Here is a 26,475-nt window from a genome sequence, read left to right as displayed (position 1 = left end):
AACAGACAGCCTTGGCGAGCGATTGCTCGCACTGCAAGGCTGCTTCAAGTGCCAACCAAACAAGTCATCTGCCGCAGACGCTGATCGGAAGGTAGTGCTTTCACTCGAAAACGCTGAATTTCAACAGCCTGTTAGGGCCTGCTCACCCTGTTGTTCTCAGGCGAAAAGCTCGGCAATCTGTTCGGTGGTGCCTTGCCACTGGAGCCGGGGCATGGTGTGCCGGATGTAGCGCGTGTCCGAATCCGGGGGCAGCAGGTCGATGTCGGGCCGTTGGTGGGGGTCGAACATGCCGGCCACCGGGATGTGGATGGTCCGGGCTTCGGACAGCCAGGCCGCGATCCAGGAAAACGAGCTGATCGCCAGCGCGATGTTCGACGAACCGAGGAGCGTGAGGAAGTCTTCCTTGGGCGAACGGGTGCGGGCAAACACGGCCTGGGGGAAGCGGCGCCTGAGGGCGGCTTCGTAGGCCGGGTGGCTGGACAGCTCTCCCACGAACGCCGGTTTCAGACCGGTGTCTCGGGTCAGGGTTTCGTAGTAACCGAGTGGCAGTGGGCGGTAGTCCGGATGAATACCGGGGTAGAGATGTTCGGCCCCATAGGGCCCGCCGTAGCCGCCGGCCATGAGTCCCGCGCTTGCACCGCTGAAGACATCGCCGGCCCGGATGTTGATCGTCAGGAACTCGGGGCCGAACCCCCACTCGCTGGCGCCGGGGCGCAGCGGAAGCAGGCGCTGGCAGAACGCGCGGTCGTAGTAGGCCTGCCGCATGGCAAAGCCCCGGAACGTGGCCCCCGCGTAGGCGCCGTCGCGCAGGGCCGCCACCAAAGCCGGCACATCGAAAAGATGCTTGCCTTCGATGTGCAGGAAACCGGTGTCGTGGTCCGGCGCGGGGGGCGTTTCGAGGTCGAGATCGGGAATGTGCACCCCCCGGACGGTGTGGGTTCCGGCGCGCCGGGCCAGCTCTGCACAGAAGAAGTACTGAAAGAGCCGGTTGCCGGCCCGGCCCTTGTGCCGGACGACGAGGGGTTTTCCCATGCCCTGATGAGTGGGCTCAGACCGCGCTGGCGGCGGCCATGGCGGTCATGTTGAGCACCCGCCGAACGGTGGCGGCCGGAGTGAGGATGTAGGCGGTGCGTGCCACGCCCATCAGCACCGGGCCGATGGTCACGCCACCGCTGCTGGTTTCCTTGAGCACGTTGTAGAGGATGTTGGCGGCATCCAGGTTGGGGCAGATCAGCAGGTTGGCCGGGCCATTCAGCGTCGAGTCGCCCAGATAGGCCTGGCGGATGGCCGGCTGCAGCGCGGCGTCGCCGTGCAGTTCGCCATCGCACTCGATACCGGGGTGGCGGGCCACGAACAGGTCGCGTGCCTGGCGCATCTTCTTGGCAGACGCGCGCTTGGACGAACCAAAGCTCGAATGCGAGAGGAAGGCGACCTTGGGCACCAGGCCGAAGCGCTGCACCTGTTGGGCGGCCATGAAGGCAATCTCGGCCAGTTGCTCGGCGTTGGGGTCTTCGTTGACGTAGGTGTCGGTGATGAAGAGGGGGCCGCGATCGGTCATCAGCGCGTTGACGGCGGCGTAGTTGTTCACGCCGGGCTGCTTGCCCAGCACGCTGTCGATGCGCTCCAGGTGGGTGGTGTAGCTGCCCACCAGCCCGCAGATCAGGGCGTCGGCGTCCCCCAACGCCAGCATCAGCGAACCGATGATGGTGTTGGAGCGGCGCACGGCCGCCTTGGAGACTTCGGGTGTGGCGCCGTTGCGCGCCATGAGGCGGTGGTAGTGCTCCCAGTACTGGCGGAAGCGCGGGTCGTCTTCCGGGTTGACGTTGGCCACGTCCACCCCCAGGCGCATGCGCAGGCCGGCCTTTTCGATGCGGGCCTCGATCACGGCCGGGCGCCCGATCAGGATCGGCGAGGCGATGCCGTCGTCGATCGCCATCTGGGCCGCGCGCAGCGCACGTTCGTCTTCACCGTCGGCGTAGGCCACGCGCTTCTTGTCGGCGGCGACGGCCTTGGCGGCATTGAAGATGGGCCGCATCAGGATGCCGGTCTGGGTCACGAAGCGGCCCAGGCTCTCGCGGTAGGCGGCCATGTCGGTGATGGGGCGCGTGGCCACGCCCGAGTCGGCCGCGGCTTGCGCGACGGCCGGCGCGATCTTGAGGATCAGGCGCGAGTCGAAGGGCTTGGGAATGATGTATTCCGGGCCGAAATTCAGTTCCTGGCCGGCGTAGGCGGCGGCCACTTCGTCGCTGATCTCGGTCTTGGCCATGTCGGCGATCTCGCGCACGCAGGCCATCTTCATTTCCTCCGTGATCTTGGTCGCGCCACAGTCGAGCGCGCCGCGGAAGATGTAGGGGAAACAGAGGACGTTGTTGACCTGGTTCGGGTAGTCCGAACGGCCGGTGGCGATGATGCAGTCCGGCCGCGCAGCCTTGGCCACTTCGGGGCGGATCTCGGGTTCGGGGTTGGCCAGCGCGAGGATGATCGGCTGGCTGCCCATGCTCTTGACCATCTCGGCGTCCACCACGCCGGCGGCCGAACAGCCCAGGAACACGTCGGCACCGTTCATGGCGTCGGCCAGACTGCGGGCGTCGGTGGCGCGGCAGTAGCGGCGCTTGGACGCGTCGAGCTTGCCGGCCTTGGCGTCTTCGCGCTCGGTCTGGATCACGCCCTTGGAGTCGCAGACGAGGATGTTTTCGATGTTCACGCCCAGGTTGACCATCAGGTCCAGGCAGGCGATCGCTGCCGCGCCGGCGCCGCTGACGGCAACCTTGACCGCGCCGATGTCCTTCTTGACCAGTTCCAGCCCGTTGATCAGCGCGGCGCTGGAGATGATGGCGGTGCCGTGCTGGTCGTCGTGGAAGACGGGGATCTTCATGCGCTCGCGCAACTGCTTCTCGATGTAGAAGCACTCGGGCGCCTTGATGTCTTCCAGGTTGACGCCGCCCAGCGTGGGTTCGAGCGCGGCGATGATGTCGACCAGCTTGTCGGGGTCGCGCTCGGCCAGCTCGATGTCGAACACGTCGATGCCGGCGAACTTCTTGAACAGGCAGCCTTTGCCTTCCATCACCGGCTTGCCGGCCAGCGGGCCGATGTCACCGAGACCCAGCACGGCGGTGCCGTTGGTGATCACGCCCACCAGGTTGCCGCGGCTGGTGTACTCGGCGGCCAGGCTGGGGTCGGCCTGGATGGCCAGGCAGGGAAAGGCCACGCCCGGCGAATAGGCCAGCGACAGGTCGCGCTGGTTGGACAGCGGCTTGGTCGGAACGACGGCGATCTTGCCCTTGTTGGGAGCGCGGTGGTATTCGAGCGCGGCGTCGCGCAGGGCTTGTTCAGCGGGGGTCATGGTGTCTCCAGGGCGAGGCAAAGTCCGGTCCGCCCGTGAGGGGCGGGCGGTCATTGTGGCACGGTCGGCGGGCAGCGCTTATGCGGCTTTCAACAGGTCGAACAGGGTGCGCGCGATGACCTTGGTGGCGCGGCGCAGGTCGTCCAGCACCAGGTTTTCGTCGGCGCGCTTGGCGTTCGATTCGCGCACCGTGCGCGGGCCGGCGCCGTAGATCACACCCGGAATACCGCGCTCCACGTACAGGCGCACGTCGGTGTAGAGCGGGGTGCCGACGGCGGGGATGGGTTCGCCGAACAGTTCCTCGCCGTGTCGCTGGATGGCCTGCACCAGCGGGGCGTTGCCCGCCAGCGGCTTCATGGCCCGGCACAGCAGCATGCGCTTGACCTCAACCTTCAGGCCTTTGCCACCGCGCGGCGGGTGGTAGCTCGCCACGGCCTGATCGATGGTGCGGCGGATGGCGGCCTCCACCTCGGCCGGGTCTTCCTCGGGGATCATGCGGCGGTCGAGTTTGAGCACCACCTTGCCGGGGATCACGTTGGTGTTGGTGCCGCCCTGGATCAGGCCCACGTTCAGATAGGGGTGGGTGATGCCTTCGACGTTCGAGGTGACCTTCAGGTAGTCGGCGTTGAGGGCATACAGCGCGTTGAGGATGTGCGTGGCACCCTGCAGCGCGTCGGTGCCGCTGTCGGGAATCGCCGCGTGGGCCATGTCGCCGTGCACCGTCACTTCGAGCTGCAGGCAGCCGTTGTGGGCCACGACCACCTGGTAGCTGAAACCGGCGGCGATCATCAGGTCGGGCTTGGTCAGCCCCTTGTCCAGCAGCCAGCCAGGGCCGACCTCGCCGCCGTATTCCTCGTCGTAGGTCACGTGCAGTTCGACGTTCCCCTTGAGCGGCAGACCCAGCGATTCCAGTGCGCGGATGGCGTAGGTGAAGTTGGCGATGTCGCACTTGCTCACCGCCGCTGCGCGGCCGTAGATCTTGCCGTCCGCGATTTCGCCGCCGTAGGGGTCGTGCGTCCAGCCCTCGCCAGGCGGCACCACGTCACCGTGGGCGTTGAGCGCAATGGTCTGGCCACCGTCGCCATAGCGGCGGCGCACGATCAGGTTGGTGATGGTCTCCAGGCCGGCGGCCTTGACCTCGGCGTCCGGCACGGCGTGCTTCTCGGCCGTCAGGCCCATGCCGGCCAGCAGTTCGGCCGTGCGCTCGGCGTGCGGCGCGTTGTTGCCGGGCGGCGTGTCGGTGGGCACGCGGATGAGTTCCTGCAGGAACTGCACCTCTTCGTCGAAGTGGGCGTCGATCCAGGCGTCGAGTTGCTGTTGGGCGGTGGTCATGGGGGCTTTCAGTGGAATTCGGTGGTCAGTTGTTGCAGCACGTGGTCGAAGGCCTTGACGGCCAGGTCCATGTCGTCGGCGGTGCTGGATTCGAGCGGGTTGTGGCTGATGCCGCTGTTTTCGCCGCGCACGAACAGCATGGCCTGCGGCATGATTTCGTGCAGCTTCATGGCGTCGTGCCCGGCACCGCTGGGCATGCGGAACAGCGGCACACCCAGCGCGGTGCAGGCGGCTTCCCAGCGCGCCTGCCATGCCGGGGCGCTGGGCGCGGCGGCCGCGTGCATGGTCTCTTCCAGCGTGTGGCGCACCCCCCGGCGCTCGCAGATTTCGGCCAGCTTGGCCAGCACGTCCTGGGCGAGGGCGTCGCGTTGCGCATTGGTGGGCGCGCGCATGTCCAGGCTGAACTTGCAGGCGCCGGGCACCACGTTGATGGAGCCGTTGGGCACCTGCAGCATGCCCACGGTGGCGACCGAATCGCCGTCCTGCGCGGCGCGCTGCTCGGCAAAGAGGATCAGCTCCGCCACTGCGGCGGCGGCGTCGCGGCGGCGATCCATGGGCGTGGTGCCGGCGTGGCTGGCCATGCCGATGACTTCGCCCACGTAGCGCACGCTGCCGTTGATGCTGGTGACGATGCCCAGCGGCAGGTTCAGTTCGTTGAGCACCGGGCCCTGCTCGATGTGCACCTCGATGAAGCCCAGGTACTGCGCCGGATCGCGCTGCAGTTTGGGGATGTCGTCGATGCACAGGCCGGCGTGCTGCATGGCTTCGCGCATGGTGATGCCGTCGGCATCTTTCTGGTCGAGCCAGGTGGGGTCGAAGTGGCCGGTGAGCGCGCCCGAGCCGAGGAAGGTCGCTTTGTAGCGCTGGCCTTCTTCTTCGGCGAATCCCACCACCTCGATGCCGAAGGGCAGGCGTTTCCCGGCCGCGTGCAGCTTCTGCACGCAGGCCATGGGCACGAAGATGCCCAGACGCCCGTCGTACTTGCCGCCGTTGCGCACAGTGTCGTAATGCGATCCGGTCAGCAGGTATTTCCCACCGGGCGTGGCGGGGTGGTAGCGGCCCACCACGTTGCCCACCGCATCGATCTCGATCTCGTCGAAGCCGCAGTCCTTCATCCAGTGGCTGATGCGCTGGGCGCAGGCGCGGTGCGCGTCGGTGAGGTAGGTGACGGTGAGCTGGCCCTTCTCGGCATAGCCCGGGTCGCTGTGCTGGGCCAGGGTCTCTTGCCAGTCCCACACCCGTTGGCCGTCGACCGGCTCGAAGCCGAACTTGTCGTTGAGCCGGATCTCGGCGATGCGGTGGATGTTGCGCAGGCACTCCTGCCGCTCGAAGTCCGGGTGGCCGTGCACGCGGCGTTCGAAGGCCTCGATGATCTGCGCCTTGGTGAGGCCCGTGCCCCGTGCGCCGCGCACCGCGAGGATGAAGGGAAAGCCGAAGCGCGCGTTGTAGTCGGCGTTGAGCTGCTGGATGCGCGCGAATTCCTCGGGCGTGCAGTTCGTCAGGCCGGCCTTGGTCTGCTCGTTGGTCGATTCGGCCGTCAGCGATTTGCTCACCATCGCCTTGCCGGCCAGTTCCGGGTGGGCGCGGATCAGCGCCAGTTGGGGTGCCACGCCGGCTTCGTCGAGCACGCGCGTCATCGCGTGCTTGAGCTGCGCCAGCGAGGCGAAGGGTCGCTGGGCGAGAGCGCGCTCGGCGATCCAGGGCGAGTGCTCGTACAGGCCGTCGAGCATCTGCAGCGCCTCGGGCAGGGGCGCGGCGTTGAGTTGGTCCAGGGTCAGGGGCATGGGGTCAACCTCGGGCGGGGTGTCAGGCCAGGGCCAGCGGGTGCGTGGCTTTCCAGTGCCGCGCGATGTCCACCCTGCGCGCCACCCAGACCTGGTCGTGCGACTGGATGTGGTCCAGGAAGCGCTGCAGCGAGGTGATGCGGCCGGGGCGGCCGAGCAGGCGGCAGTGCATGCCGATGCTCATCATTTTGGGGCGGTCCAGGCCGTTCGGATCGCCTTCGGCGTAGAGCGCGTCGAAGGTGTCCTTCATGTACTGGAAGAACGGATCGGCGTGCGAATAGCCCTGCGGCAGCGCGAAGCGCATGTCGTTGCAGTCCAGGGTGTAGGGCACGATGAGCTGGTGCGCGTCGCTGCCGTCGGTCTTGCGCACCTTCATCCAGAACGGCAGGTCTTCGCCGTAGTAGTCGCTGTCGTATTCGAAGCCGCCGTAGTCCGCCACCAGCCGGCGCGTGTTGGGGCTGTCGCGGCCGGTGTACCAGCCCAGCGGGCGTTCACCCGTCAGGTCCTGGAGGATCTGCATCGCCTCGGCCATGTGGGCGCGTTCGGTGGCCTCGTCGATGTTCTGGTAGTGGATCCACTTCAGGCCGTGGCAGGCGATGTCGTGGCCCAGTTCCTGGAAGGCCGCGGTCAGCTCGGGGTGCCTCTGCAGGGCGGTCGACACGCCGAACACGGTCAGCGGCAGGCCCCGCTTCTCGAACTCGCGCAGGATGCGCCAGACCCCCGCGCGCGAGCCGTATTCGTAGATGCCTTCCATGCTGATGTGGCGGGCCTCGAAGGCGGCCGGGTTGAACATTTCCGACAGGAACTGTTCGCTCGCCTTGTCGCCGTGCAGCACGCAGTTTTCGCCGCCTTCTTCGTAGTTCAGCACGAACTGGACGGCCACCCGGGCCGCTCCGGGCCAGCGGGCGTGGGGCACGTCGCGGCCGTAGCCGATGAGGTCGCGCGGGTAGGGGGCGGTGCTGTCGTAGATCATGCGGGTGCTCAGGAAGAAAGGGCCAGGGACAGGTCGTTGGTGGGCAGCTTGCGGTCGAAGGTCAGGCCTTCCTCCACGTGCTGCAGGTGGTCGTTCATCAGGCGCACGGCCAGGTCGGCGTCCTTGGCCGCCAGGGCCTTGACGATTTCGGCGTGTTCCTCGTTGGAATGTTCGGCGGCGTTGGTGCTCTGGTACATCAGCGTGATCAGCGCACAGCGCGAGATCAGCTCGCGCAGCAGTTCGGCCAGCACCTGGTTGCCCATGAGTTCGGCCATGCGCACGTGGAAATCGCCCAGGAGTTCGGTGCGGCCCGGCACGTCCTGGTTGTCCACTGCCTGCCGCTCCTGCGCCACGTGTTCGCGCAGGGCCTTGATCTTGCTGGGGGTGACCTGCTGCACAAAAGCGCGGGTCATCTCGATTTCCAGCATGCGGCGCACGGCAAACACCTGCTTGGCTTCGTCCACCGAAGGAGACGCCACGAAGGCGCCGCGCGCCGGCTCCAGGCGGATCAGCCGGTTCTGGGAAAGCTGGAACAAAGCTTGCCTGACCAGGGTGCGCGAAACGCCGAAGTGGTCGGCCAGCTTCTGCTCGGCCAGTTTGGTGCCCGGGTGCAGACGGTGTTCCACGATCGCGCGGGTGAGTGACGCCACGATGTGATGCGTGCTGGAGTGTTCCATGGTGCGGTCATGATATCCAGAAAAACAAAAAGTGTATACACTTTTGGTCGACTGAAACCAACCCTCCCGAAAAGGAATCGCCATGGGCCTGAGTACCCACGTTCTGGACACCATGCACGGCTGCCCCGCAGCCGGCATGGCCGTCGAGCTCTACACCACCGAGGGTGATCGGGCCACACTGGTCAAGCGCTTCGAGCTCAACAGCGATGGCCGCAATCCGGACGGCCCGCTGTACGACAACGCCAGCCTGAAGGTGGGAACCTACCGGCTGGTGTTCGACGTGAAGGGCTATTTCGCTGCGAAAGGTGTGGTCCTGCCCGAGCCGAATTTCCTCCACCGCGTGGCCCTGGATTTCGGGGTGGCCCATACCGACCAGCACTACCACGTGCCGCTGCTGGTGAGCCCCTGGAGCTACAGCACGTACCGAGGCAGTTGACTGGCCCTGCGAACCCGACGACGCTTCCCGCTTGCTGCGTGGGAGACGGCCTCTCGGCGGCCGGGCGAAACCCGTTCTATGAGGCCTTGGGACGGGGCACGTGCGCCGGCAAGAGATCCGGCGTGCCATACCTGCATGGGGGGCGGGGGACCCGATGGTGCCGGGCCACTCGCATCGCCCCCTGGGGCGCCGCCGCCGCCGTGGGCGGCGCGGGGGTTAGCGGCTCCGCTGACCTTCGGTCAGGGTGTCGAGCTGGAACTGCCCGCTCTTGTCCCAGAGCCAGGTTTCGGTGTAGGTGACCCGGCCCATGCGGATGGGGGCGGGGAAGGGCGCGGCGGCCCGCACGGTGCGCTCGATTTCGGCCCGGGCGCCGGGGTGGCTGGGCGGCCGCATCCAGTTCAGGGCCACGATGCGGCCGCGGTGGTCGAGTTCGAGCTGCATGGTGCCCACGCCTTGCAGCAGCGGTGGCATCTTGCCCTTGTAGATGCGGTGGGCGTTGAGCGAATAGAGGTGGCGTGCGCCATCGCGCCGGTAGGCGCGCGGGGTGGCGGCCTCGGAGACGATGGCCGGGGGCGGTTCGGGCTGCACGGCCGGGGCGACCGGAGCCGGAGCCGGTGGCGGTACCGGCGTGCTCGCAACGGGCGCGGGCACCGGTGCGGCGCAGGCGGCCAGCAAGGCGGCCGTGCCGGTGCCGAGCCAGGCCCAGCCGAAAAAGCGGGGCTGGCGGCTGTCGGACGAAGCCGTTGCACCCGGTTGGTGCGAGCCTGGGATGATGTGTTTGTCTCTCATGCGGAACCTCTGGCGTCAGGGCCGGCCCTGGGGCCGGAAACCGGCGGCTATACACCGATCACCATGCAGTGTATGCACTTCTGCTGAAAACCCGATGAAGCGGTGCGCGCCATACTCGACCGGAAGCCCGGAAATTACCATTTCACACAGTTGCGTCGGCACCTGCGCCACACATGCCTTTTCTCCTGAGCCTTTTCCTGAAGCGCCTGGCCGACGAGCCGGCCGTCCTGGTGTCCATCAGCGATGCACGGGGCTCGGTGCCGCGGGAGCCGGGGACCTGGATGGCGGTGTTCGCCCAGGGCGAGGTGGGCACCATCGGCGGCGGCCGGCTGGAATGGGAGGCCCTGGCCCGGGCGCGTGGTCTGCTGGGGCAGGCGGCGGCCGAACCGGTCGAGCAGCACATCACGCTCGGGCCCAGTCTCGGCCAATGCTGCGGAGGGCGGCTGGCCTTGCGCTTTGAACCGGTGGTGGCGGCCGACGTCGAGCACCTGGCGCAGCGGCTGCGGCAGACCTGGCAGCCGGTGGCGCTGTTCGGCGGTGGCCATGTCGGGCGCGCCATCGTGCAGGCGCTGGCCCCGCTGCCGTTCGCGGTGACCTGGATCGACAGCCGCGACGAGGTGTTTCCCGCCGATGTGCCCGACACCGTGGTCACGGAGTACGCCGATCCGGTGCAGGACGCGCTGCGCGACGTGGTGCCAGGGTCGTTCGTGCTCATCATGAGCTTCTCGCACGCCGAAGACCTCGACGTCGTGGCGGCCTGCCTGCGGCGCCAGCGCGAGCGCGGCGATCTGCCGTTCGTGGGCCTGATCGGCAGCCGCACGAAGTGGGCGAGCTTTCGCAACCGCCTGCGCGACCGCGGCTTTGGCGACGCCGAGCTGGACCGCGTCACCTGCCCCATCGGGTTGCCGGGCATCACCGGCAAGGCGCCCGAAGTGATCGCGGCGGCCGTGGTCGCCCAGTTGCTGCTGCAACACCGCGCCTGACCCGCCGACCGCACCCGCGGTCATCCCCCGTTCCCGCTGTTTGCGGGTAAACCCCAGCCATTTTGTGCGCAGGGTGTCTTGTCGCATTCAATTTTTGTATACAAACTATGTGTTCTAAATTTGAATCCAAACAAGGAGACCCATGAAGCTTCGCGTGATCAACCCGAACACGACGCAGGCGATGACGGACACCATCGCCCAGGCGGCGCGCCGCGTGGCGGGGCCGGGCACCGAGATCGTGGCCAGCCAGCCGGCCAGCGGGCCGGTGTCGATCGAGAGCCATTTCGACGAGGCCGTGGCCGCTGTGGGCGTGGCCGAGGAGGTGCTGGCCGGCGAGCGCGAGGGCACGGACGCCTACGTGATCGCCTGTTTCGGCGACCCGGGCCTGTGGTCGGCCCGCGAGCTGACGCGGGCGCCCGTGATCGGCATCGCCGAAGCGGCCTTCCACATGGCGGCCCTGATCGCCACCCGGTTTTCCGTCGTCACCACGCTGGGACGCACCTGCGTGATTGCCGAGCACCTGCTGGCGCAGTACGGCTTCGAGCATCAGTGCCGTCGTGTGCGCGCGGCCGAGATTCCGGTGCTGGACCTGGAGCACGACCCCGACGCCGCGCTGCGCAAGATCATCGAGGAGAGCCTGCGCGCCAAGGCCGAAGACGGCGTGGGCGCCATCGTCCTGGGGTGCGGCGGCATGGCCGACCTCACTGAAGAGATCTCACGGGCCGTGGGCCTGCCGGTGGTCGAAGGCGTGACCGCGGCGGTCAAGCTGGCCGAATCCCTGGTGCACCTGGGCCTGCACACCAGCAAACACGGCGACCTGGATTTCCCCCGCCCCAAGGCCTTTGCGGGCCGTTTCAGTCACTTCAGCGCCTGAGCGGCGCATTCCTGCTTCCCTACCAACGAGGAGACACACCATGAGTGAAGCGCAAGAGAAGGCGGCCGGCGAAGAGTCGCTGGCCCCGCAGGAAACCCGGATCATGGACCGCTGGTCCTACCTGCTGGCCTGGCTGGGCGGCTGCGTGTCCATCGGCACCTTTGCCATGGGCTCCAGCCTGGTTGGCCAGCTCAACATGCTGCAGGCCGTGGTGGCGATCGCCATCGGCTGCTTCGTCATCGGGGTGGCCCTGGCCATCAACGGCGCCGCGGGTCACAAGTACGGCATCCCTTTCATGGTGCAGGCGCGCACGGCATTCGGCTTTTCGGGCACCCGGCTGCCCGGTCTGGTGCGTGCGGTGCCGGCCGTGGTGTGGTTCGGCTTCCAGAGCTGGATCGGCGCCGGCGCGCTGAACGCGGTGTCGGCGACGCTGCTCGGCTGGGACAACCTGGTGGCCTGGTTCGTGATCTTCCAGCTGTTGCAGATCGCGCTGTCGGTCTACGGCTTCAAGGGCATCAAGTGGCTGGAGAACGTGGGCAGCGTCTTCATCATCGGCTCGCTGGTCTACATGTTCTACGCGGTGATCACCAAGTTCGGCGGCGCCATCAACGAGCGCATCACCAACATCGAAGGCACCTGGGGCCTGCCGTTCTGGGGTGCCACCATGCTGTTCCTGGGCATCTACAGCACCATGATGCTCAATGTGAGCGATTACTCGCGCGAGCTGCACAAGAACGTGCGGCCCGGTCCGCTGACCACCATCTATTCGATGAGCATCCTGCCGGCCACCCTGTTCATGGGCCTGATCGGCCTGATGGTTTCGGGTGCCACCGGCACGGCCGACCCGATCAAGGTGTTCTCCAACGCGGTCGACAACACGCCGCTGCTGGTCACCACGCTGCTGTTCATCGCCTTTGCGCAGGTCACGACCAATGTGCTGAACAACGTCGTGCCACCGGCCTACGTGCTGATGGACCTGTTCCGCCTTTCGTTCCGCAAGTCGGCGGTGGTGGTGGGCCTGCTGGCTTTCTGCACCTTTCCGTGGGTGCTGGTGAAAGACGAATCGGCCTCGGGCCTGCAGATGTTCGTGCAGACCTATTCCGCCTTCCTCGGCCCGATCTTCGCGGTGCTGGTGGTGGACTATTACGTGCTGCGGGGCCGTCGCCTCGACCTGGTGAAGCTCTACGACGAAAACGGCCCGTACCGCGGCGTCAACTGGGCCGGCGTGCTGGCCACGCTGGCCGGCGCCGCGGTGGCGCTGTCGTTCCCGGCCATCAGCTGGTACGCCAGCCTGCTGCCGGCGGGCGTGGTGTATTACCTGCTGATGAACCACTGGGCCCCGTGCCGGCGCTTCCTCGACGGCCATGAGACGGTGGTGCCGCCGGTGGGCGCCGGCCGGAGGGCCTGAGCCTAGAATCCCGGCATGCCCAGAAAACGCAGCACGCCGGTGAGTGCTCCGGCTCCCCAGGTGGGGCCGGAGGATGTGCTGGACACGACCGAGCGCGGCCCCACGGTCGAGAGCATTGCGCAGGACGTGGCCGCCGCCATCGTGGAAAAGCGCATTCCCCCCGGCACCTGGTTGCGCGAAGAAGCCCTGGGCCGGGTCTATGGCGTGAGCCGCACCAAGGTGCGTGCGGCACTGCTCATGCTGGCCAAGGACAAGCTGGTCGAAACCATCCCCGACAAAGGTACCTACGTGTGCCAGCCCAGCGTGGAAGAGGCGCGCGAGGTGTTTTCGGCGCGCCGCCTCATCGAGGCCGAGATCGTGCGCCGCTTCGTGGCCCGGGCCCGGCCGGCCGACTTCGAACAACTGCGGCAGCACATCCGCATGGAACGCTCCGCGCTCAAGGGGCCGGCGCTCGGCGCCGTGCGCGAGAAGCTGCTGGGCGACTTCCACGTGGCGCTGGCCGAGGCCGCTGGGCACCGCATTCTGACCGAGATCCTCACCGAACTGGTGGCGCGCAGCTCGCTGATCGCCATGCTCTACCAGAGCAGCAACGACGCGCACTGCTCCACCGACGAGCACGAGCAGTTCCTGCGCATCTGCGAGTCCGGCAACGTGTCGCTGGCGGTGGCCAACATGATGGACCACCTGCAGCGCCTGGAAGCCAGTCTCGATCTGGGCCAGGTGCGCGCCAGCCGGCAGCTCGATCTGGTCAACGCCCTGATGATGTGAATGCCTCGGCTGGCACGGCACGTGCTTGATGGCCACTCATCCATCGGGGGTCAACCCTGTGGTGCTTGTCTTCAAAAAGTGTATACACTTCGCGACCGGTCGCAGCGGAGCCGGGGCTGGTCGATATCAGCTCCGAGCGCGGCCCTCAGCCGACTCAGAGCGCCCGCGGTGGTGAGTCGCAAACCCTGACGGCACGGCCGTCCTTGTGTTGAGGTGCCATGGAAACCTATCTGCTCGACTGGGCCAATCTGCTGCTGCGCTGGCTGCACGTCATCGTCGCCATCGCCTGGATCGGTTCTTCCTTCTACTTCGTCTTTCTCGACAGCAGCCTCACGCCGCCCGAAGACGAACAGCTGAAGCAAGACGGCGTCAGCGGCGAACTCTGGGCGCTGCATGGCGGCGGCTTCTACCACCCGGTCAAGTTCAAGGCCGCGCCGCCGAAGCTGCCCGAACACCTGCACTGGTTCTACTGGGAAAGTTATTCGACCTGGCTGTCGGGCTTTGCGCTGTTCCTCGTCTCCTACCTCTGGAGTCCCAGCGTCTACCTGATCGACCCGCGCATCATGGCATGGTCGCCCGCAGGCGCCATTGCTGCGGCGCTGGCCTTCCTGGTGGTGTTCTGGCTCGCTTACGACACCATCTGCCGCACGCTGGGGCAGACCAAAAATGGCGATGCCAAGGTGGGTGCCCTGGTGCTGGTGCTGGTCTGTGTGGCCGCCGTTGCCGCCACCCACATGTTCGCCGGCCGCGCAGCCTTTCTGCTGATGGGCGCGATGCTCGCCACGTCCATGAGCGCCAACGTGTTCTTCTGGATCATCCCGGGCCAGCGCACCATGGTGGCCGACATGAAGGCCGGCCGCCCGGTGGACCCGATCCATGGCATCCGCGGCAAGCAGCGCAGCGTGCACAACACCTACTTCACGCTGCCGGTGCTGTTCGCGATGCTCAGCAACCACTACAGCTTCACCTACGCGCATCCGCAGAACTGGCTGATCCTGATCGCCATCATGTTCGCGGGCGCGGCCATCCGCCAGTTCTTCGTCATGCGGCATGGCTACAAGCTGGGCCGCAACCCGCATCCCTGGAAATACGCCGCGGTGGGGGTGGCCGTGCTGCTGGGTCTGATCGTCTGGCTCAAGCCCGCGCCCGTGGCCCCGGCCGCTGCGGCGCCGGCGGCGGTGACCTATGCCCAGTTGCAGCCGGTGGTGGCGCAGCGCTGTGTCATGTGCCACGGCGAGGCGCTGCAGAGCAAGGGCGTGCGCCTGGACTCGGCCGATGCCGTGAAGCAGCATGCCCAGATGATCTACCAGCAGGTCGTGGTGCAAAAACTCATGCCGTTGAACAACGCCACGGGGCTGACGGACGAGGAACGCGCGCTGTTCGCGCAATGGTTCCAGGGCGGCGCCGTGGTGCCATGAGGGCGCTATGCTCGGCGGCATGCATCCGGACACCTTCTCCCTCGATCTGCTTGAATTCCTGACGGGCCCCGACGCGGCCGCTGCGCCGGTGGCCAGTGTGATCGTGCTGCACGGCCTGGGGGCCGATGGCCGCGACTTCGTGCCCGTGGCCCAGGCCATGGACCTGTCCGCCGTCGGGCCGGTGCGCTTCGTGCTGCCCAGCGCGCCGGAGCGGCCGGTGACCATCAACGGCGGCTACCGCATGCGCGCCTGGTACGACCTCTACCCGCCCCCGGCCGATCCGGCCCAGCCCCGTCCGGAGGACGAGGCCGGCCTGCGCGGGTCGCAGGCCATCGTGCAGCAACTCATTCACCGCGAAGTGGCGCGGGGCGTGCCGGCCCACCGGGTGGTGCTGATGGGCTTTTCGCAGGGCTGTGCCATGAGCCTGCTCACGGGCCTGCGCGCACCCGAGCGCCTGGCCGGCCTGGTGGCGCTCTCGGGCTACCTGCCGCTGCCAGATACCACCGCGGCCGAGGCCAGCGAAGCCCACCGCGGTCTGCCGGTGTTTCTGGCGCATGGCACGGACGACGACATCGTGGTGCTCCCGCGCGGGGAGGCGGCCCGCGACGCGCTGACCGCCCTGGGCTGTGCCGTGACGTGGCGCACCTACCCGATGGCGCACGAGGTCTGCCTGGAGCAGATCCGCGACATCAACGCCTGGCTGGTGCAGCAACTGGCCGCCTGAGCCCGGCTACCGCCGGGGACGGTCAGCGGAGGGCCACCCTGGTTTTCCCGCCTTCAGTGTCGGGCGCAATGGCCGATAGACGGCTATCTTTTGCGTTTTGCCTGGTGCCATGCCGTCTTCCTCCCGAATCCCGACACCCCGCTCCGGAACCTGGTCGCTCACCGGCAAACTGGCCACCGCGGCCGTGCTGCTGTGTGTCGCCTGCGTCAGCGCCACCAGCGTGGTGGTCGGCCTCAATGCCAGCGGGCAGGCCCACGCCGCCGCGAGCGCGCAGGCGCAGGAGGCGGCCAATGGCGCGGCCGGCCAGGTGAGCGGTGAACTCGGGCGCAGCTTCTCGGCCGTGCTGGCCTTCGCCAGCCTGCTGGAGGGGCAGCGCGCTGCCGGGCACCCGCCGTCGCGCGACCAGCTCGACGACATGGCCCGGCACCTGTTGCAGCAGCGGCCCGACTTCATCGGCACCTATTCGATCTGGGAGCCGAACGCGCTCGACGGCCAGGACGCCGAGCATGTGAACCAGGCGCCGGCCCACGACGCCACCGGCCGCTACATCGCCTACTGGAACCGCGCGGGCGGGCCGATCGCGGTCGAGGCCCTGGTGGACTACGAAAAACCGGGCGCCAATGCCTGGTACGACACCCCGCGCCGCTCGCTCAAACCCGCGCTTCTGGAGCCGTATGTCTACACGGTGGGCGGCAAGGACGTGCTGATGAGCACCATGGTGGCGCCGTTGCTGGTGGGTGGCCGCTTCGTGGGGGCGGCGGGGGCCGACCTGCCGCTCGCTGGCCTGTCGGAACGGCTGGGCCAGCTGGAGCCGGTGCCCGGGGGGCGGGTGCAACTGCTGTCCAACGGCGGGCTCTACCTGGCCCACCGCGATGCGCAGCGCCTGGGCCAGCGGGCCGACGACCTGCCAGCGCCCGCGCTGGAGAAGGTGCGCCAGGGCGAACCCTATCGCTGGGACGACGGCCAGGGCTGGGCCCATGTGGCGTCGCCCATCACCGTGCTGGACGGCACCGCGCCCTGGAGCGTGGTGCTGTCGTACCCGCAGTCGGTCGCCGCCGAGGCCGCCCGGCGGCAGATTCAGGCTGCGGTGCTCGCGGCTGCGGTGGCCTGCGCGCTCGGGGCCGTGCTGATGATCTGGCTGGTGCGATCGCTGATGAAGCCCTTGCGCACGCTGGGCCACACCATGCATGCACTGGCCAGCGGCGACACCGACCTCTCGGTCGAGCTGCCGGTGCGCGGCAACGACGAGCTGACCGTGATCGCCCGGGGCTTCAACGCGTTTGCCGGCAAGCTGCGCCAGGCGTTCAGCGCCGTGGGCGAGGTGTCGACCGGTGTGGCCGATGCGTCGCGCGAGATCGCCCTGGGCAACACCGACCTGTCGGTGCGCACCGAACAGCAGGCCAGCCACCTGCAGCAAAGCGCCAGCGCCTTGCGCGAGCTGTCGGAAAGTGCGGTGCACAGCGCAGCGTCTTCCGACCATGCCGCGCAGCTGGCGCGCCAGGCGGTGGCGCAGGCACACGCCGGGCAGGACGTGATGGGGCAGAGCCGCCTGGCCATGGACCAGATCAACGACTCCAGCCGGCGCATCGCCGACATCACGGGCGTGATCGATTCGATCGCGTTCCAGACCAACATCCTGGCGCTCAACGCCGCGGTCGAGGCGGCCCGTGCGGGCGACCAGGGGCGCGGGTTCGCGGTGGTGGCCGGGGAAGTGCGTACCCTGGCACAGCGTAGTGCCGAAGCGGCCAAGGACATCCGCCGCCTGACGCAGGATTCGGAGGAACGGGTCGAGACCGGCACCGGGCTGATGCGCCAGGCCGAATCGGCGCTGAACACCCTGGGGGACGCGGTGCGCCAGGTGGATCAGTTGCTCTCCGAAATCAGCGCCGGTTCGCGCCTGCAGTCCGAACGGGTGCAGTCGGTCACGCAGTCGATCGGCGAGATCGACCAGAACACCCAGCAGAACGCCGCCATCGTCGAGCAGGCCGCGGCCGCCGCCGACGCGCTCAAGCAGCAGTCGGCCCGGCTGGTCGACACGGTGCACCAGTTCGTGCGCTGAGGCCGGCGCGGGTGCCGACCGGTTTGACCGGATCGGTCCCGCCGCGCCGCATCCGGTCGCACAATGGTCCGGAGCAGGCCCAGCCGGTGGGCCTCGCCACAGCACAAGGAGCTTTGCATGCGACTCAAGGACAAGGTGATCATCATCACGGGCGGCGCCAGCGGTATCGGGTTGGCCACGGTGGAGCGCTGCCTCGCCGAAGGCGCCCGCGTCGCGCTGGCCGACATCCCCGCTTCCGAAGGCGCTGCGCGGGCGCAGGCTCTGGCCGCGCAGCACGGTGGGCGCTGCCTGTTCGTGCCGGTGGATGTGACCGCCACCGAGCAGGTCGATGCCCTGGTGGCGACCACGGTGGCGCATTTCGGCCGGCTCGATGGCGTGTTCAACAACGCCGGCATCGGGGGCCTCAACCCGTCGGACAGCTACGCCGACGCCGACTTCCTGCGGGTCATCGACGTCAACCTCAACGGGGTGTTCCGTGTCGCGCGCGCGGCGCTCAAGCCGATGTATGCCCAGGGCGGTGGCAGCATCGTCAACTGCGCGTCCATCCTCGGGGTGTTCGGCCAGAGCCAGACGGCGGCCTACACCGCCGCCAAGGGCGGGGTGGTCAACCTCACCCGAACCCTGGCGCTCGAGTGCGCCGCCAAGGGCGTGCGGGTCAACGCCGTCGGACCGGGCTACATCGACACGCCGCTGCTGTCGGGGCTCGATGACGGTTTCCGCCAGTTCCTGATCGGCCTGCACCCGATCGGCCGCCTCGGCCGGCCGGAAGAGGTGGCCCAGGCCGTGCTGTTCCTGCTGAGCGACGAGGCCAGCTTCATCACCGGCGCCCACCTCCTGGTGGACGGGGGCTTCACGGCCGGCAAGTCCTGATCGGCCCGGTCTGCCGCGCCGCGTCGCGCCGTTTCAGGCCGCCGTGCGTGCGGTCTGGGCCAAGGTCTGCGCGAGCCGGTTGTGCTGTTCCAGCAGGGGTTCCAGCGCCACGCTGGCCAGTTGGCCTTCGCGCACCACCACCTGGCCGTTGACCACCGTCCAGGCGGCCTGGGGGCTGGCACACAGCAGCAGACTGGCGACGGGGTCGTGCACGGCGCCACCGGCGAAGCCCAGCGTGCGCAGGTCGAACAGCGCGAGGTCGGCGCACATGCCCACTGCGAGGTGACCGATGTCGCTGCGGCCCAGCACCTGCGCACCACCGCGGGTGGCGAGGTGCAGCGCGTCGCGCGCGGTCATTTCGGCGGGACCGAGGTCGCAGCCGAAGAAGGTCTTGCCGTTGCGCGTCTCGGGTGCCGAGAGCGCGCGGCCCACGCGCGCCAGCAGCAGCGCCTGCCGCGCCTCGTTCACCATGTGCGCGCCGTCGTTGCTGGCGCTGCCGTCCACGCCCAGGCCCACCGGCACGCCGGCGTCTACCATGCGGCGGATGGGGGCAATGCCGCTGGCCAGGCGCATGTTGCTGCAAGGGCAATGCGCCACGCCGGTGCGGCTGGCGGCGAACAGGCTGATGCCCTCGTCGTCGAGCTTGACGCAGTGCGCGTGCCAGATGTCGTCGCCCAGCCAGCCCAGTTCCTGCGCGTACTGCGCCGGGGTCTTGTTGAACTTCTCGCGGCTGTAGGCGATGTCGTGGTGATTCTCGGCCAGGTGGGTGTGCAGGCGCACGCCCTGGCCTTTGAAGCTGCGTGCGAGTTCGGCGCTCTGCTTCATCAGCGCGGGGCTGACGGAGAATGGTGAACACGGCGCCAGCGCGATCTGCACCATGGCGCCGTGCGCGGCGTTGTGCCAGGTTTCGATCAGGCGCTGGCTGTCCTTGAGGATGGTGTCTTCGCTCTCCACCACGCGGTCGGGTGGCAGGCCGCCTTGCGACTGGCCCACGCTCATGCTGCCGCGTGTGGCGACGAAGCGCATGCCGATCGCCTGAGCGCCTTCGATGCTGTCCTCCAGCCGCACGCCGTTGGGGTAGATGTAGAGGTGGTCGCTGCTGGTGGTGCAGCCCGAAAGCAGCAGCTCGGCCATGGCGACCTGGGTCGAGACTCGCACCATCTCGGGCGTCAGCCCGGCCCAGATCGGGTAGAGCCCGCGCAGCCAGCTGAAGAGTTCGGCGTCCTGTACACCGGGGATGGCCCGCGTGAGCGACTGGTACATGTGGTGGTGGGTGTTGACCAGGCCCGGCGTGACCAGGTGGCCGCGGGCGTCGATCACCTCGCCCGCCGATTCGCGCAGGGCGCGCGGCAGCTCGGCGGTGGGGCCCACCCACTCGATGACGTTGTCGCGCACGAACAGCGAGGCGTCCTTCAGCTCGCGCCCCATCAAAGGGTCGGCGTGGTCGAAAGTGGCGATGCAGGCGGCGTTGTGGATCAGCAGGGAGTTCATGTCACTTCAACCAGTAGTTCGGCTTGGAGAAAGTCTTTTTCAGGTGATCGATGAAAAAACGCACCTTGGCCGGTAGGTGGCGCTGCTGCGGGTACACGGCCAGGATGTCGTAGGCGGGCAGGGCGAACTCGTCCAGCACGGTCACCAGCTCGCCGCGCTGCAGCTGGGCCTGGATCTCCCAGGTGCTGCGCCAGCCCAGGCCCAGGCCTTCACTCACCCAGCGGTGCAGCAGCTCGCCGTCGTTGCAGTCCAGGTTGCCCTCGGCACGCACCGTCACGGTCTTGCCGTCCTGCTGGAAGTACCAGCCGCGCTGCTGGCCCCCCTGCAGGTTGAAGGCCAGGCAGTGGTGCCGGGCCAGGTCGTCCAGTGTCTGCGGTTTGCCGTGCCGGCGGAAGTAGGCGGGCGTGCCGCACACCACGCGCTGGTTGGTGGCGAGCCTGATGGCGACGAAGTTCGGGTCGATCGCGCCGCCGATGCGGATGCCCATGTCGTAGCCCTCGCGCACCAGGTCCACCACCCGGTCGGTCAGGTTGAATGACAGCTTGACTGCGGGGTGGGCCTTGAGGAAGGCGCTGGCGTGCGGCGCCACGTGCAGCCGGCCGAAGGCCGCGGGCGCGGACACGATGAGGTGCCCGCTGGCCTGGTGCTTCTGTGCCGCCACGCTGGCCTCGGCCTGCGCCCACTGCGCCAGCAGCGGCCGGCATTCGTCGAGGAAGCGCGCGCCCGCGTCGGTCAGCACCAGGCGCCGGGTGGAGCGGTGCATGAGTTGCGTGCCCAGACGTTTTTCCAGCGCGTCGATGCGCCGGCCCATCATCACCGGCGTGATGCCGGCGTGCAGCGCGGCCGCGGCCAGGCTGCCGTGCTCCATCACCTGCACGAAGGCTTCGATCTCTTTGTAGCGGTCCATGGGGGCATGTTATCGGCGCGATTGCGTACCGCAAGTATCGAATCAACTGACCGCGGGTGGCATTCACAAGACCGTATGGCCTCCATAGCATCGACCCCAGTTCACAAACCACTGGAGACAGGCAATGGCCAAGATGAAAGCCGCGATGGCGGCGGTGCTGGTGATGGAGAAAGAAGGCATTGCCCAGGCCTTCGGTGTGCCGGGCGCAGCCATCAACCCGCTCTATGCCGCACTGCGCGAGCGCGGCAGTATCGCCCACGTGCTGGCGCGCCATGTGGAGGCCGCTTCGCACATGGCCGAGGGCTACACGCGGGCCCGGGCCGGCAACATCGGCGTGTGCATCGGCACCAGTGGCCCGGCCGGTACCGACATGATCACCGGCCTGTATTCGGCCAGCGCCGATTCGATACCAATCCTCTGCATCACCGGTCAGGCGCCGCGCGCGCGCCTGTACAAGGAGGACTTCCAGGCGGTGGACATCGAGAGCATCGCCAAGCCGGTGACCAAGTGGGCCGTGACCGTGCGCGAACCGGCCCTGGTGCCGCGCGTGTTCCAGCAAGCCTTCCACCTGATGCGTTCGGGCCGTCCGGGGCCGGTGCTGATCGACCTGCCGTTTGACGTGCAGATGGCCGAAATCGAGTTCGACATCGAAACCTACGAGCCGCTGTCGGTGTACAAACCCGCGGCCACGCGCAAGCAGGTGGAGAAGGCGCTGGACATGTTGGCCGCCGCCGAAAAGCCGCTGATCGTGGCCGGTGGCGGCATCCTCAACGCCGACGCGGCCGATCTGCTGGTGCAGTTTGCAGAAATCACGGGTGTCCCGGTGATCCCCACGCTCATGGGCTGGGGTTCCATCCCCGACGACCACCCGCTCATGGCCGGCATGGTGGGCTTGCAGACCAGCCACCGCTACGGCAACGCGACGATGCTGGCGAGCGACTTCGTGCTCGGCATCGGCAACCGCTGGGCCAACCGCCACACAGGCAGCGTCGAGACCTACACCAAGGGCCGCCAGTTCGTGCACGTGGACATCGAACCCACGCAGATCGGCCGCGTGTTCGAGCCGGACTTCGGCATCGTCAGCGATGCGAAGGTCGCGCTGGAACTGTTCGTGCAGGTGGCGCGCGAGCGCCGCGCCGCGCAGGCCTGGCCCAGCTACGCCGCCTGGGCCGAGCGCTGCGCCGAACGCAAGCGCGTGATGCTGCGCAAAACGCACTTCGAACAGATCCCCATGAAGCCGCATCGTGTGTACGAGGCCATGAACCAGGTCTTCGGCCGCGACACGGTCTACGTCAGCACCATCGGCCTGAGCCAGATCGCGGCGGCGCAGTTCCTGCACGTCTACGGCCCGCGCCAGTGGATCAATTGCGGCCAGGCTGGCCCGCTGGGCTGGACGCTGCCGGCCGCCCTGGGCGTGGTGGCGGCGTTCGCCGGGCCGCCCCAAGAACGACAGCACCCCCCTGGGGGGCCTGGCGAAGCCAGGGTTGGGGGCCATTTCCCGCCGACCAAGCAGGTGGTGGCGCTCTCGGGGGACTACGACTTCCAGTTCCTGATCGAGGAACTGGCCGTGGGCGCGCAGTTCCGCCTGCCCTACGTGCACGTGCTGGTGAACAACAGCTACCTGGGCCTGATCCGCCAGAGCCAGCGCGGCTTCGACATGGACTACTGCGTTCAGCTGGCTTTCGACAACCAGAACCTGCCGGAGGATGCGGGTGGCCTGCGCGGCTATGGCGTGGACCACGTGGCCGTGGTGGAAGGCCTGGGCTGCAAGGCCCTGCGCGTGACCGACCCCGCCCACCTGGAAGGCGCGCTGCGCCAGGCGCAGCAGATGGTGGCCGAGCACCGCGTGCCGGTGGTCGTGGAATGCATCCTCGAACGGGTGACCAACATCGCCATGGGCACCGAGATCGACAAGGTGGTCGAGTTCGAAGACATCGACTGCCGCGCAGCCCAGGGTCTTGAGACGGCAGGGCTGCTCGACTGACCCTCGCACCTCGCTCCGCGCCACCCCCACAAGGGCGACACCCGCCGTCCAGCCAGGCTGGCCTGGTGTTCCCTCTCGATACCGAAGGAAAGAAGATGCCGAAATTCGCTGCCAACCTCTCCATGCTCTGGAACGAGCTGCCCTTCCTCGACCGATTCGACGCGGCCGCCAAGGCCGGGTTCCAGGCCGTGGAATTTCTGTTCCCCTACGACCACCCGGCGGCCGAGGTGGCCGAGCGCCTGCAGCGCCATCGGCTGCAGTTGGTGCTGCACAACCTGCCGCCGGGCGACTGGGCCGCGGGCGAGCGCGGCATCGCCTGCATCCCGGGGCGGGAGGACGAGTTCCGGGCTGGCGTGGCCAAGGCCGCCGAGTACGCGCCGGTGATCGGCGTGCAGCGCTGGCACTGCATGGCCGGCCTCATGCCTGCGGGCGTGAGCGAAGCCCAGGCCCGCGCGACCTGGGTCGGCAACGTGCGTTTTGCCGCCGCCGAAGCGAAGAAGCTGGGGCTGCCACTGCTGATCGAGCCCATCAACACCTTCGACATGCCGGGCTACTTCGTCAACCGACCGCGCCAGGCCATCGCGCTGATGGACGAGGTGGGTGCCGACAACGTGTTCCTGCAGTACGACATCTACCACGCGCAGCGCATGGAAGGCGAGCTGTGCAACACCATCAAGGACCTGTTGCCGCGCATCGCCCACATGCAACTGGCCGACACGCCGGGCCGCCACGAGCCCGGCACCGGCGAGATCCACCACCGCCACCTGTTCGACCACATCGACGCGCTGGGCTACACCGGCTGGATCGGTTGTGAATACAAGCCCAAGGACGCCGCGCCTGGCGGCACGGACCGTGGCCTGGGCTGGATCGCGGCGCACGGGCAGACACTTTGATATCACCAGCGAAGGAACCTTCTCATGACCAAGAGCGGCACCAAAGTCGGCTTCATCGGCCTCGGCATCATGGGCGCACCCATGGCCCTGAATCTCATCAAGGCGGGGCACACGCTGTTCGTGTCCAGCCGCAGCAGAATCCCGGCCGAGCTGGCCGAGGCGGGCGCGACGGTCTGCACCAACGCCACCGAAGTGGCCCGGCGCGCCGACGTCATCATCACCATGGTGCCCGACACGCCGCACGTGCAGGATGTGCTGTTCGGCGAGACCGGCGTGGCCAAGGGCTTGTCGGCCGGCAAGGTGGTGGTGGACATGAGTTCCATCAGCCCGATGGCCACCAAGCAGTTCGCACAGCAGATCAACGCCCTGGGCTGCGACTACCTGGACGCGCCGGTCAGTGGTGGCGAGGTCGGCGCCAAGGCCGGCAGCCTGACCATCATGGTCGGCGGACCCGAAGCGGCGTTCGAGCGCGTGAAGCCGCTGTTCGAGGCCATGGGCCAGAACATCACGCTGGTGGGGGGCAACGGCGACGGCCAGACCACCAAGGTGGCCAACCAGATCATCGTGGCGCTCAATATTGAAGCGGTGGCCGAGGCCCTGCTGTTCGCCAGCAAGGCCGGCGCCGACCCGGCCAAGGTGCGCCAGGCGCTGATGGGCGGCTTCGCGGCCAGCCGCATCCTGGAAGTGCATGGTGAACGCATGGTCAAGCGCACCTTCCACCCGGGCTTTCGCATCGAGCTGCACCAGAAGGACCTCAACCTCGCCCTGCAGGGCGCGAAGGAACTGGGTGTGAGCCTGCCGAACACCGCGAGCGCCGCTCAACTGATGCAAAGCTGCGCGGCGCATGGACTCGCCGGGCTGGACCATTCCGCGCTGTGCCGCAGCCTGGAAATGATGGCCGGGCATGACATTGCGACCGCACCGCTCTGACGGCCGGGCCCCTGTCCGGGTGACCACATCGGAAGACCGGCAAGCCGGCTCCCGGGTGAAGCTCGACGAACCCACGGCCTGCCCTGGCATCGCTAGACTGCGCGCATGACTGCCACTCCATTGCCCAGCCTGAACGACCCGCAGGCCCTGCTGCGCCACCTCTACGACGTGGCGGTGCAGCGTGCGCTGCCGCTGCACAACACCGCCGCCAGCCTGCCAGCGCCCCCGAAAGGGCGCACCCTGGTGCTCGGCGCCGGCAAGGCCGGTGGCGCCATGGCGCACGCGGTGGAAGCGCTGTGGCCGGCCGATGCGCCGCTGTCGGGCCTGGTGGTCACGCGCTACGGCCACACGCCGCCGCGCCCTGTAGGGCTGGCCCAGCGCATCGAGGTGGTCGAAGCCGCGCACCCCGTGCCCGACGCGGCCGGCCTTCAAGCTGCCCAGCGCATCCTGGCACTGACGCAAGGCCTGACCGAGGACGACCTGGTGCTGTGCCTGATTTCCGGCGGCGGCTCGGCATTGCTGACCCTGCCGTGCGAGGGCCTGACGCTCGCAGACAAGCAGCGCATCAACCGCCAGTTGCTCGAAAGCGGCGCCCACATCGGTGAGATGAACACCGTGCGCAAGCACCTCTCGGCCATCAAGGGAGGGCGGCTGGCGGCAGCCTGCGCGCCCGCGCGCGTGGTCACGCTGACCATCAGCGACGTGCCGGGCGACGACGTCAGCGTGATCGCCAGCGGCCCCACCGTGGCCGACGCCAGCACCTGCGCCGACGCGCTGGCCATCCTGCGCCGTTACGGCATCGCCGTGCCCCCTGCGGTGCAGGCGCAGCTCGAAGCCGGCACGCTGGAAACCCCCAAGCCCGGCGACCCGCGCCTGGCGCGCTGCGAAACCCACCTGATCGCCACCCCGCAGCAAAGCCTGGAAGCCGCCGCCGAGGCCGCGCGCGCCCTGGGGCTGCGCGCCTACGTGCTCAGCGATGAGATCGAGGGCGAATCGCGCGAAGTCGGCAAGGTGCACGCCGCGCTGGCGCGCTCCACGGCGCAGCGCCGCAGCAGTTTCGAGGCGCCCTGCGTCCTCCTCAGCGGCGGCGAAACCACGGTCACCGTGCGTCCGCGTGCCGAGGGCCAGCCCAAAGGCCGGGGCGGGCGGGCCGGCGAGTTCTGCCTCGGGCTGGCGCAGGCACTGGGCGGGCAGCCGGGGGTGTGGGCCCTGGCCGCCGACACCGACGGCATCGACGGCGTGGAAGACAACGCCGGCGCCCGGGTGGCGCCCGACACGCTGGCCCGTGCAGCGGCCCAGGGCCTGAAGATCGCCGACCACCTGGCGCGCAACGACGCCTACGGCTTTTTCGCCCCGCTGGGCGACCTGGTGATGACCGGTCCGACCCACACCAATGTGAACGATTTCCGCGCCATCTGGGTGGCCTGAGGCCGGGGCCGGACGGTCGGCGCCGGGCCGGGGCGCCGGATCGTTTCTAATGTCGCCCTGGCCGCTGTCGCCGTTCTCCGGAACGGGCAGGGCCGGAGCCGCCGCCTGCGGGCTGTGCGGCCCTTTGCCGGCCGGGCGTCTGCCCAGGGCCGGCATGGCCGGCTCCCCGGGGGCTGGCGATGGTTCCCGATTCGACTCAAGCGCCCCTGCGGGGGCCTGGCAACGTTTTGCACGCATCCTTTCACCAACCTGCGCTGGTGCGCCTGCTCGCCGACTGGGCGCCGGCCGACAGCGCCGCGCCCGGCGGCGATCTGGCCGAACGGCTCGGCCACTGGCTGAACGTCGCCGACGCGATCACCCTGCGCTCGGCGCTGCAGGCCGTGCCGGCCGTGGCGTCGGCGCGC

At 68.3% G+C, this 26,475-nt stretch carries 23 protein-coding genes; 14 read left to right on the top strand and 9 right to left on the bottom strand.

What is annotated here, in order from left to right; genetic code table 11:
- Positions 1 to 156: 156 nt before the first annotated feature.
- The 6 genes from QQK43_RS19270 to QQK43_RS19245 all read right to left on the bottom strand — a co-directional run bounded on the left by QQK43_RS19270 (position 157) and on the right by QQK43_RS19245 (position 8,109).
- Positions 157 to 1,032, bottom strand: a complete 876-nt coding sequence (locus tag QQK43_RS19270; RefSeq protein WP_284309055.1) for a hypothetical protein — start codon at positions 1,030 to 1,032, stop codon at positions 157 to 159.
- Positions 1,033 to 1,048: 16 nt separating this feature from the next.
- Positions 1,049 to 3,343, bottom strand: coding sequence for an NADP-dependent malic enzyme (locus QQK43_RS19265; protein ID WP_234263888.1), 2,295 nt, complete (start codon positions 3,341 to 3,343; stop codon positions 1,049 to 1,051).
- Positions 3,344 to 3,421: 78 nt separating this feature from the next.
- Positions 3,422 to 4,675 carry a M20 family metallopeptidase gene (locus QQK43_RS19260; RefSeq protein ID WP_234263887.1) on the bottom strand — a complete coding sequence of 418 codons (1,254 nt, stop codon included), beginning with the start codon at positions 4,673 to 4,675 and terminating at the stop codon, positions 3,422 to 3,424.
- A gap of 8 nt (positions 4,676 to 4,683) precedes the next feature.
- Positions 4,684 to 6,459: a 2-oxo-4-hydroxy-4-carboxy-5-ureidoimidazoline decarboxylase gene (uraD, locus tag QQK43_RS19255; protein ID WP_234263886.1), complete on the bottom strand. Its 1,776-nt coding sequence runs from the start codon at positions 6,457 to 6,459 to the stop codon at positions 4,684 to 4,686.
- Positions 6,460 to 6,481: 22 nt separating this feature from the next.
- Positions 6,482 to 7,432 carry an allantoinase PuuE gene (gene puuE, locus QQK43_RS19250; RefSeq protein WP_284309054.1) on the bottom strand — a complete coding sequence of 317 codons (951 nt, stop codon included), beginning with the start codon at positions 7,430 to 7,432 and terminating at the stop codon, positions 6,482 to 6,484.
- 8 nt (positions 7,433 to 7,440) lie between these two features.
- Entirely contained in the window at positions 7,441 to 8,109 is a 669-nt protein-coding gene (locus QQK43_RS19245) for a GntR family transcriptional regulator (RefSeq protein ID WP_234263884.1), read from the bottom strand.
- Positions 8,110 to 8,191: 82 nt separating this feature from the next.
- Between QQK43_RS19245 and uraH the strand changes: the two genes are divergently transcribed.
- Entirely contained in the window at positions 8,192 to 8,545 is a 354-nt protein-coding gene (gene uraH, locus QQK43_RS19240) for a hydroxyisourate hydrolase (RefSeq protein ID WP_234263883.1), read from the top strand.
- 216 nt (positions 8,546 to 8,761) lie between these two features.
- Here the strand turns inward: uraH and QQK43_RS19235 are convergent, their stop codons facing one another.
- The gene (locus tag QQK43_RS19235) at positions 8,762 to 9,334 is read right to left on the bottom strand and encodes an energy transducer TonB (RefSeq protein ID WP_326491051.1); all 573 of its coding nucleotides are present in this window, start codon (positions 9,332 to 9,334) and stop codon (positions 8,762 to 8,764) included.
- Positions 9,335 to 9,507: 173 nt separating this feature from the next.
- On the opposite strand from QQK43_RS19235, the gene xdhC reads away from it, so the two are divergent.
- The 8 genes from xdhC to QQK43_RS19195 all read left to right on the top strand — a co-directional run bounded on the left by xdhC (position 9,508) and on the right by QQK43_RS19195 (position 18,438).
- On the top strand, positions 9,508 to 10,317 hold the full coding sequence (xdhC, locus tag QQK43_RS19230; protein WP_284309053.1) for a xanthine dehydrogenase accessory protein XdhC: 810 nt from the start codon (positions 9,508 to 9,510) through the stop codon (positions 10,315 to 10,317).
- Between the two features lie 142 nt (positions 10,318 to 10,459).
- A complete protein-coding gene (locus tag QQK43_RS19225) occupies positions 10,460 to 11,191 on the top strand; it encodes an aspartate/glutamate racemase family protein (RefSeq protein ID WP_234263880.1) in 732 nt (243 codons plus the stop codon).
- 40 nt (positions 11,192 to 11,231) lie between these two features.
- On the top strand, positions 11,232 to 12,599 hold the full coding sequence (locus tag QQK43_RS19220) for an NCS1 family transporter (RefSeq protein ID WP_284309051.1): 1,368 nt from the start codon (positions 11,232 to 11,234) through the stop codon (positions 12,597 to 12,599).
- 15 nt (positions 12,600 to 12,614) lie between these two features.
- A complete protein-coding gene (locus QQK43_RS19215; protein WP_284309049.1) occupies positions 12,615 to 13,367 on the top strand; it encodes a GntR family transcriptional regulator in 753 nt (250 codons plus the stop codon).
- Between the two features lie 218 nt (positions 13,368 to 13,585).
- Positions 13,586 to 14,785 carry a urate hydroxylase PuuD gene (locus QQK43_RS19210; RefSeq protein ID WP_234263876.1) on the top strand — a complete coding sequence of 400 codons (1,200 nt, stop codon included), beginning with the start codon at positions 13,586 to 13,588 and terminating at the stop codon, positions 14,783 to 14,785.
- 19 nt (positions 14,786 to 14,804) lie between these two features.
- Positions 14,805 to 15,509 carry an alpha/beta hydrolase gene (locus tag QQK43_RS19205; RefSeq protein ID WP_234263875.1) on the top strand — a complete coding sequence of 235 codons (705 nt, stop codon included), beginning with the start codon at positions 14,805 to 14,807 and terminating at the stop codon, positions 15,507 to 15,509.
- Positions 15,510 to 15,618: 109 nt separating this feature from the next.
- The gene (locus QQK43_RS19200; protein ID WP_284309047.1) at positions 15,619 to 17,568 is read left to right on the top strand and encodes a methyl-accepting chemotaxis protein; all 1,950 of its coding nucleotides are present in this window, start codon (positions 15,619 to 15,621) and stop codon (positions 17,566 to 17,568) included.
- 117 nt (positions 17,569 to 17,685) lie between these two features.
- Positions 17,686 to 18,438, top strand: a complete 753-nt coding sequence (locus QQK43_RS19195; protein WP_234263873.1) for an SDR family NAD(P)-dependent oxidoreductase — start codon at positions 17,686 to 17,688, stop codon at positions 18,436 to 18,438.
- Positions 18,439 to 18,471: 33 nt separating this feature from the next.
- Here the strand turns inward: QQK43_RS19195 and QQK43_RS19190 are convergent, their stop codons facing one another.
- Positions 18,472 to 19,929, bottom strand: coding sequence for an 8-oxoguanine deaminase (locus QQK43_RS19190; RefSeq protein WP_284309045.1), 1,458 nt, complete (start codon positions 19,927 to 19,929; stop codon positions 18,472 to 18,474).
- 1 nt (position 19,930) lies between these two features.
- Positions 19,931 to 20,836 carry a LysR family transcriptional regulator gene (locus tag QQK43_RS19185; RefSeq protein ID WP_284309044.1) on the bottom strand — a complete coding sequence of 302 codons (906 nt, stop codon included), beginning with the start codon at positions 20,834 to 20,836 and terminating at the stop codon, positions 19,931 to 19,933.
- A 124-nt stretch (positions 20,837 to 20,960) separates the two neighbouring features.
- Between QQK43_RS19185 and gcl the strand changes: the two genes are divergently transcribed.
- The 5 genes from gcl to QQK43_RS19160 form a co-directional block, all read left to right on the top strand.
- The gene (gene gcl, locus QQK43_RS19180; protein WP_284309043.1) at positions 20,961 to 22,820 is read left to right on the top strand and encodes a glyoxylate carboligase; all 1,860 of its coding nucleotides are present in this window, start codon (positions 20,961 to 20,963) and stop codon (positions 22,818 to 22,820) included.
- Between the two features lie 95 nt (positions 22,821 to 22,915).
- Entirely contained in the window at positions 22,916 to 23,713 is a 798-nt protein-coding gene (otnI, locus tag QQK43_RS19175; protein WP_234263869.1) for a 2-oxo-tetronate isomerase, read from the top strand.
- A 24-nt stretch (positions 23,714 to 23,737) separates the two neighbouring features.
- A complete protein-coding gene (glxR, locus tag QQK43_RS19170) occupies positions 23,738 to 24,643 on the top strand; it encodes a 2-hydroxy-3-oxopropionate reductase (RefSeq protein WP_234263868.1) in 906 nt (301 codons plus the stop codon).
- Between the two features lie 105 nt (positions 24,644 to 24,748).
- Positions 24,749 to 26,071 carry a glycerate kinase type-2 family protein gene (locus tag QQK43_RS19165; RefSeq protein WP_284309042.1) on the top strand — a complete coding sequence of 441 codons (1,323 nt, stop codon included), beginning with the start codon at positions 24,749 to 24,751 and terminating at the stop codon, positions 26,069 to 26,071.
- Positions 26,072 to 26,250: 179 nt separating this feature from the next.
- The coding region (locus QQK43_RS19160; RefSeq protein WP_284309041.1) for a DUF3348 family protein at positions 26,251 to 26,475 on the top strand (225 nt) is incomplete at its 3' end.

This window comes from Hydrogenophaga electricum (assembly GCF_030160815.1).
In the GTDB taxonomy this organism is placed as follows: domain Bacteria; phylum Pseudomonadota; class Gammaproteobacteria; order Burkholderiales; family Burkholderiaceae_C; genus Hydrogenophaga; species Hydrogenophaga electricum.
The sequence above is the reverse complement of the archived record's forward strand: the minus strand, read 5'-3'. Positions and strand labels throughout refer to the sequence as shown.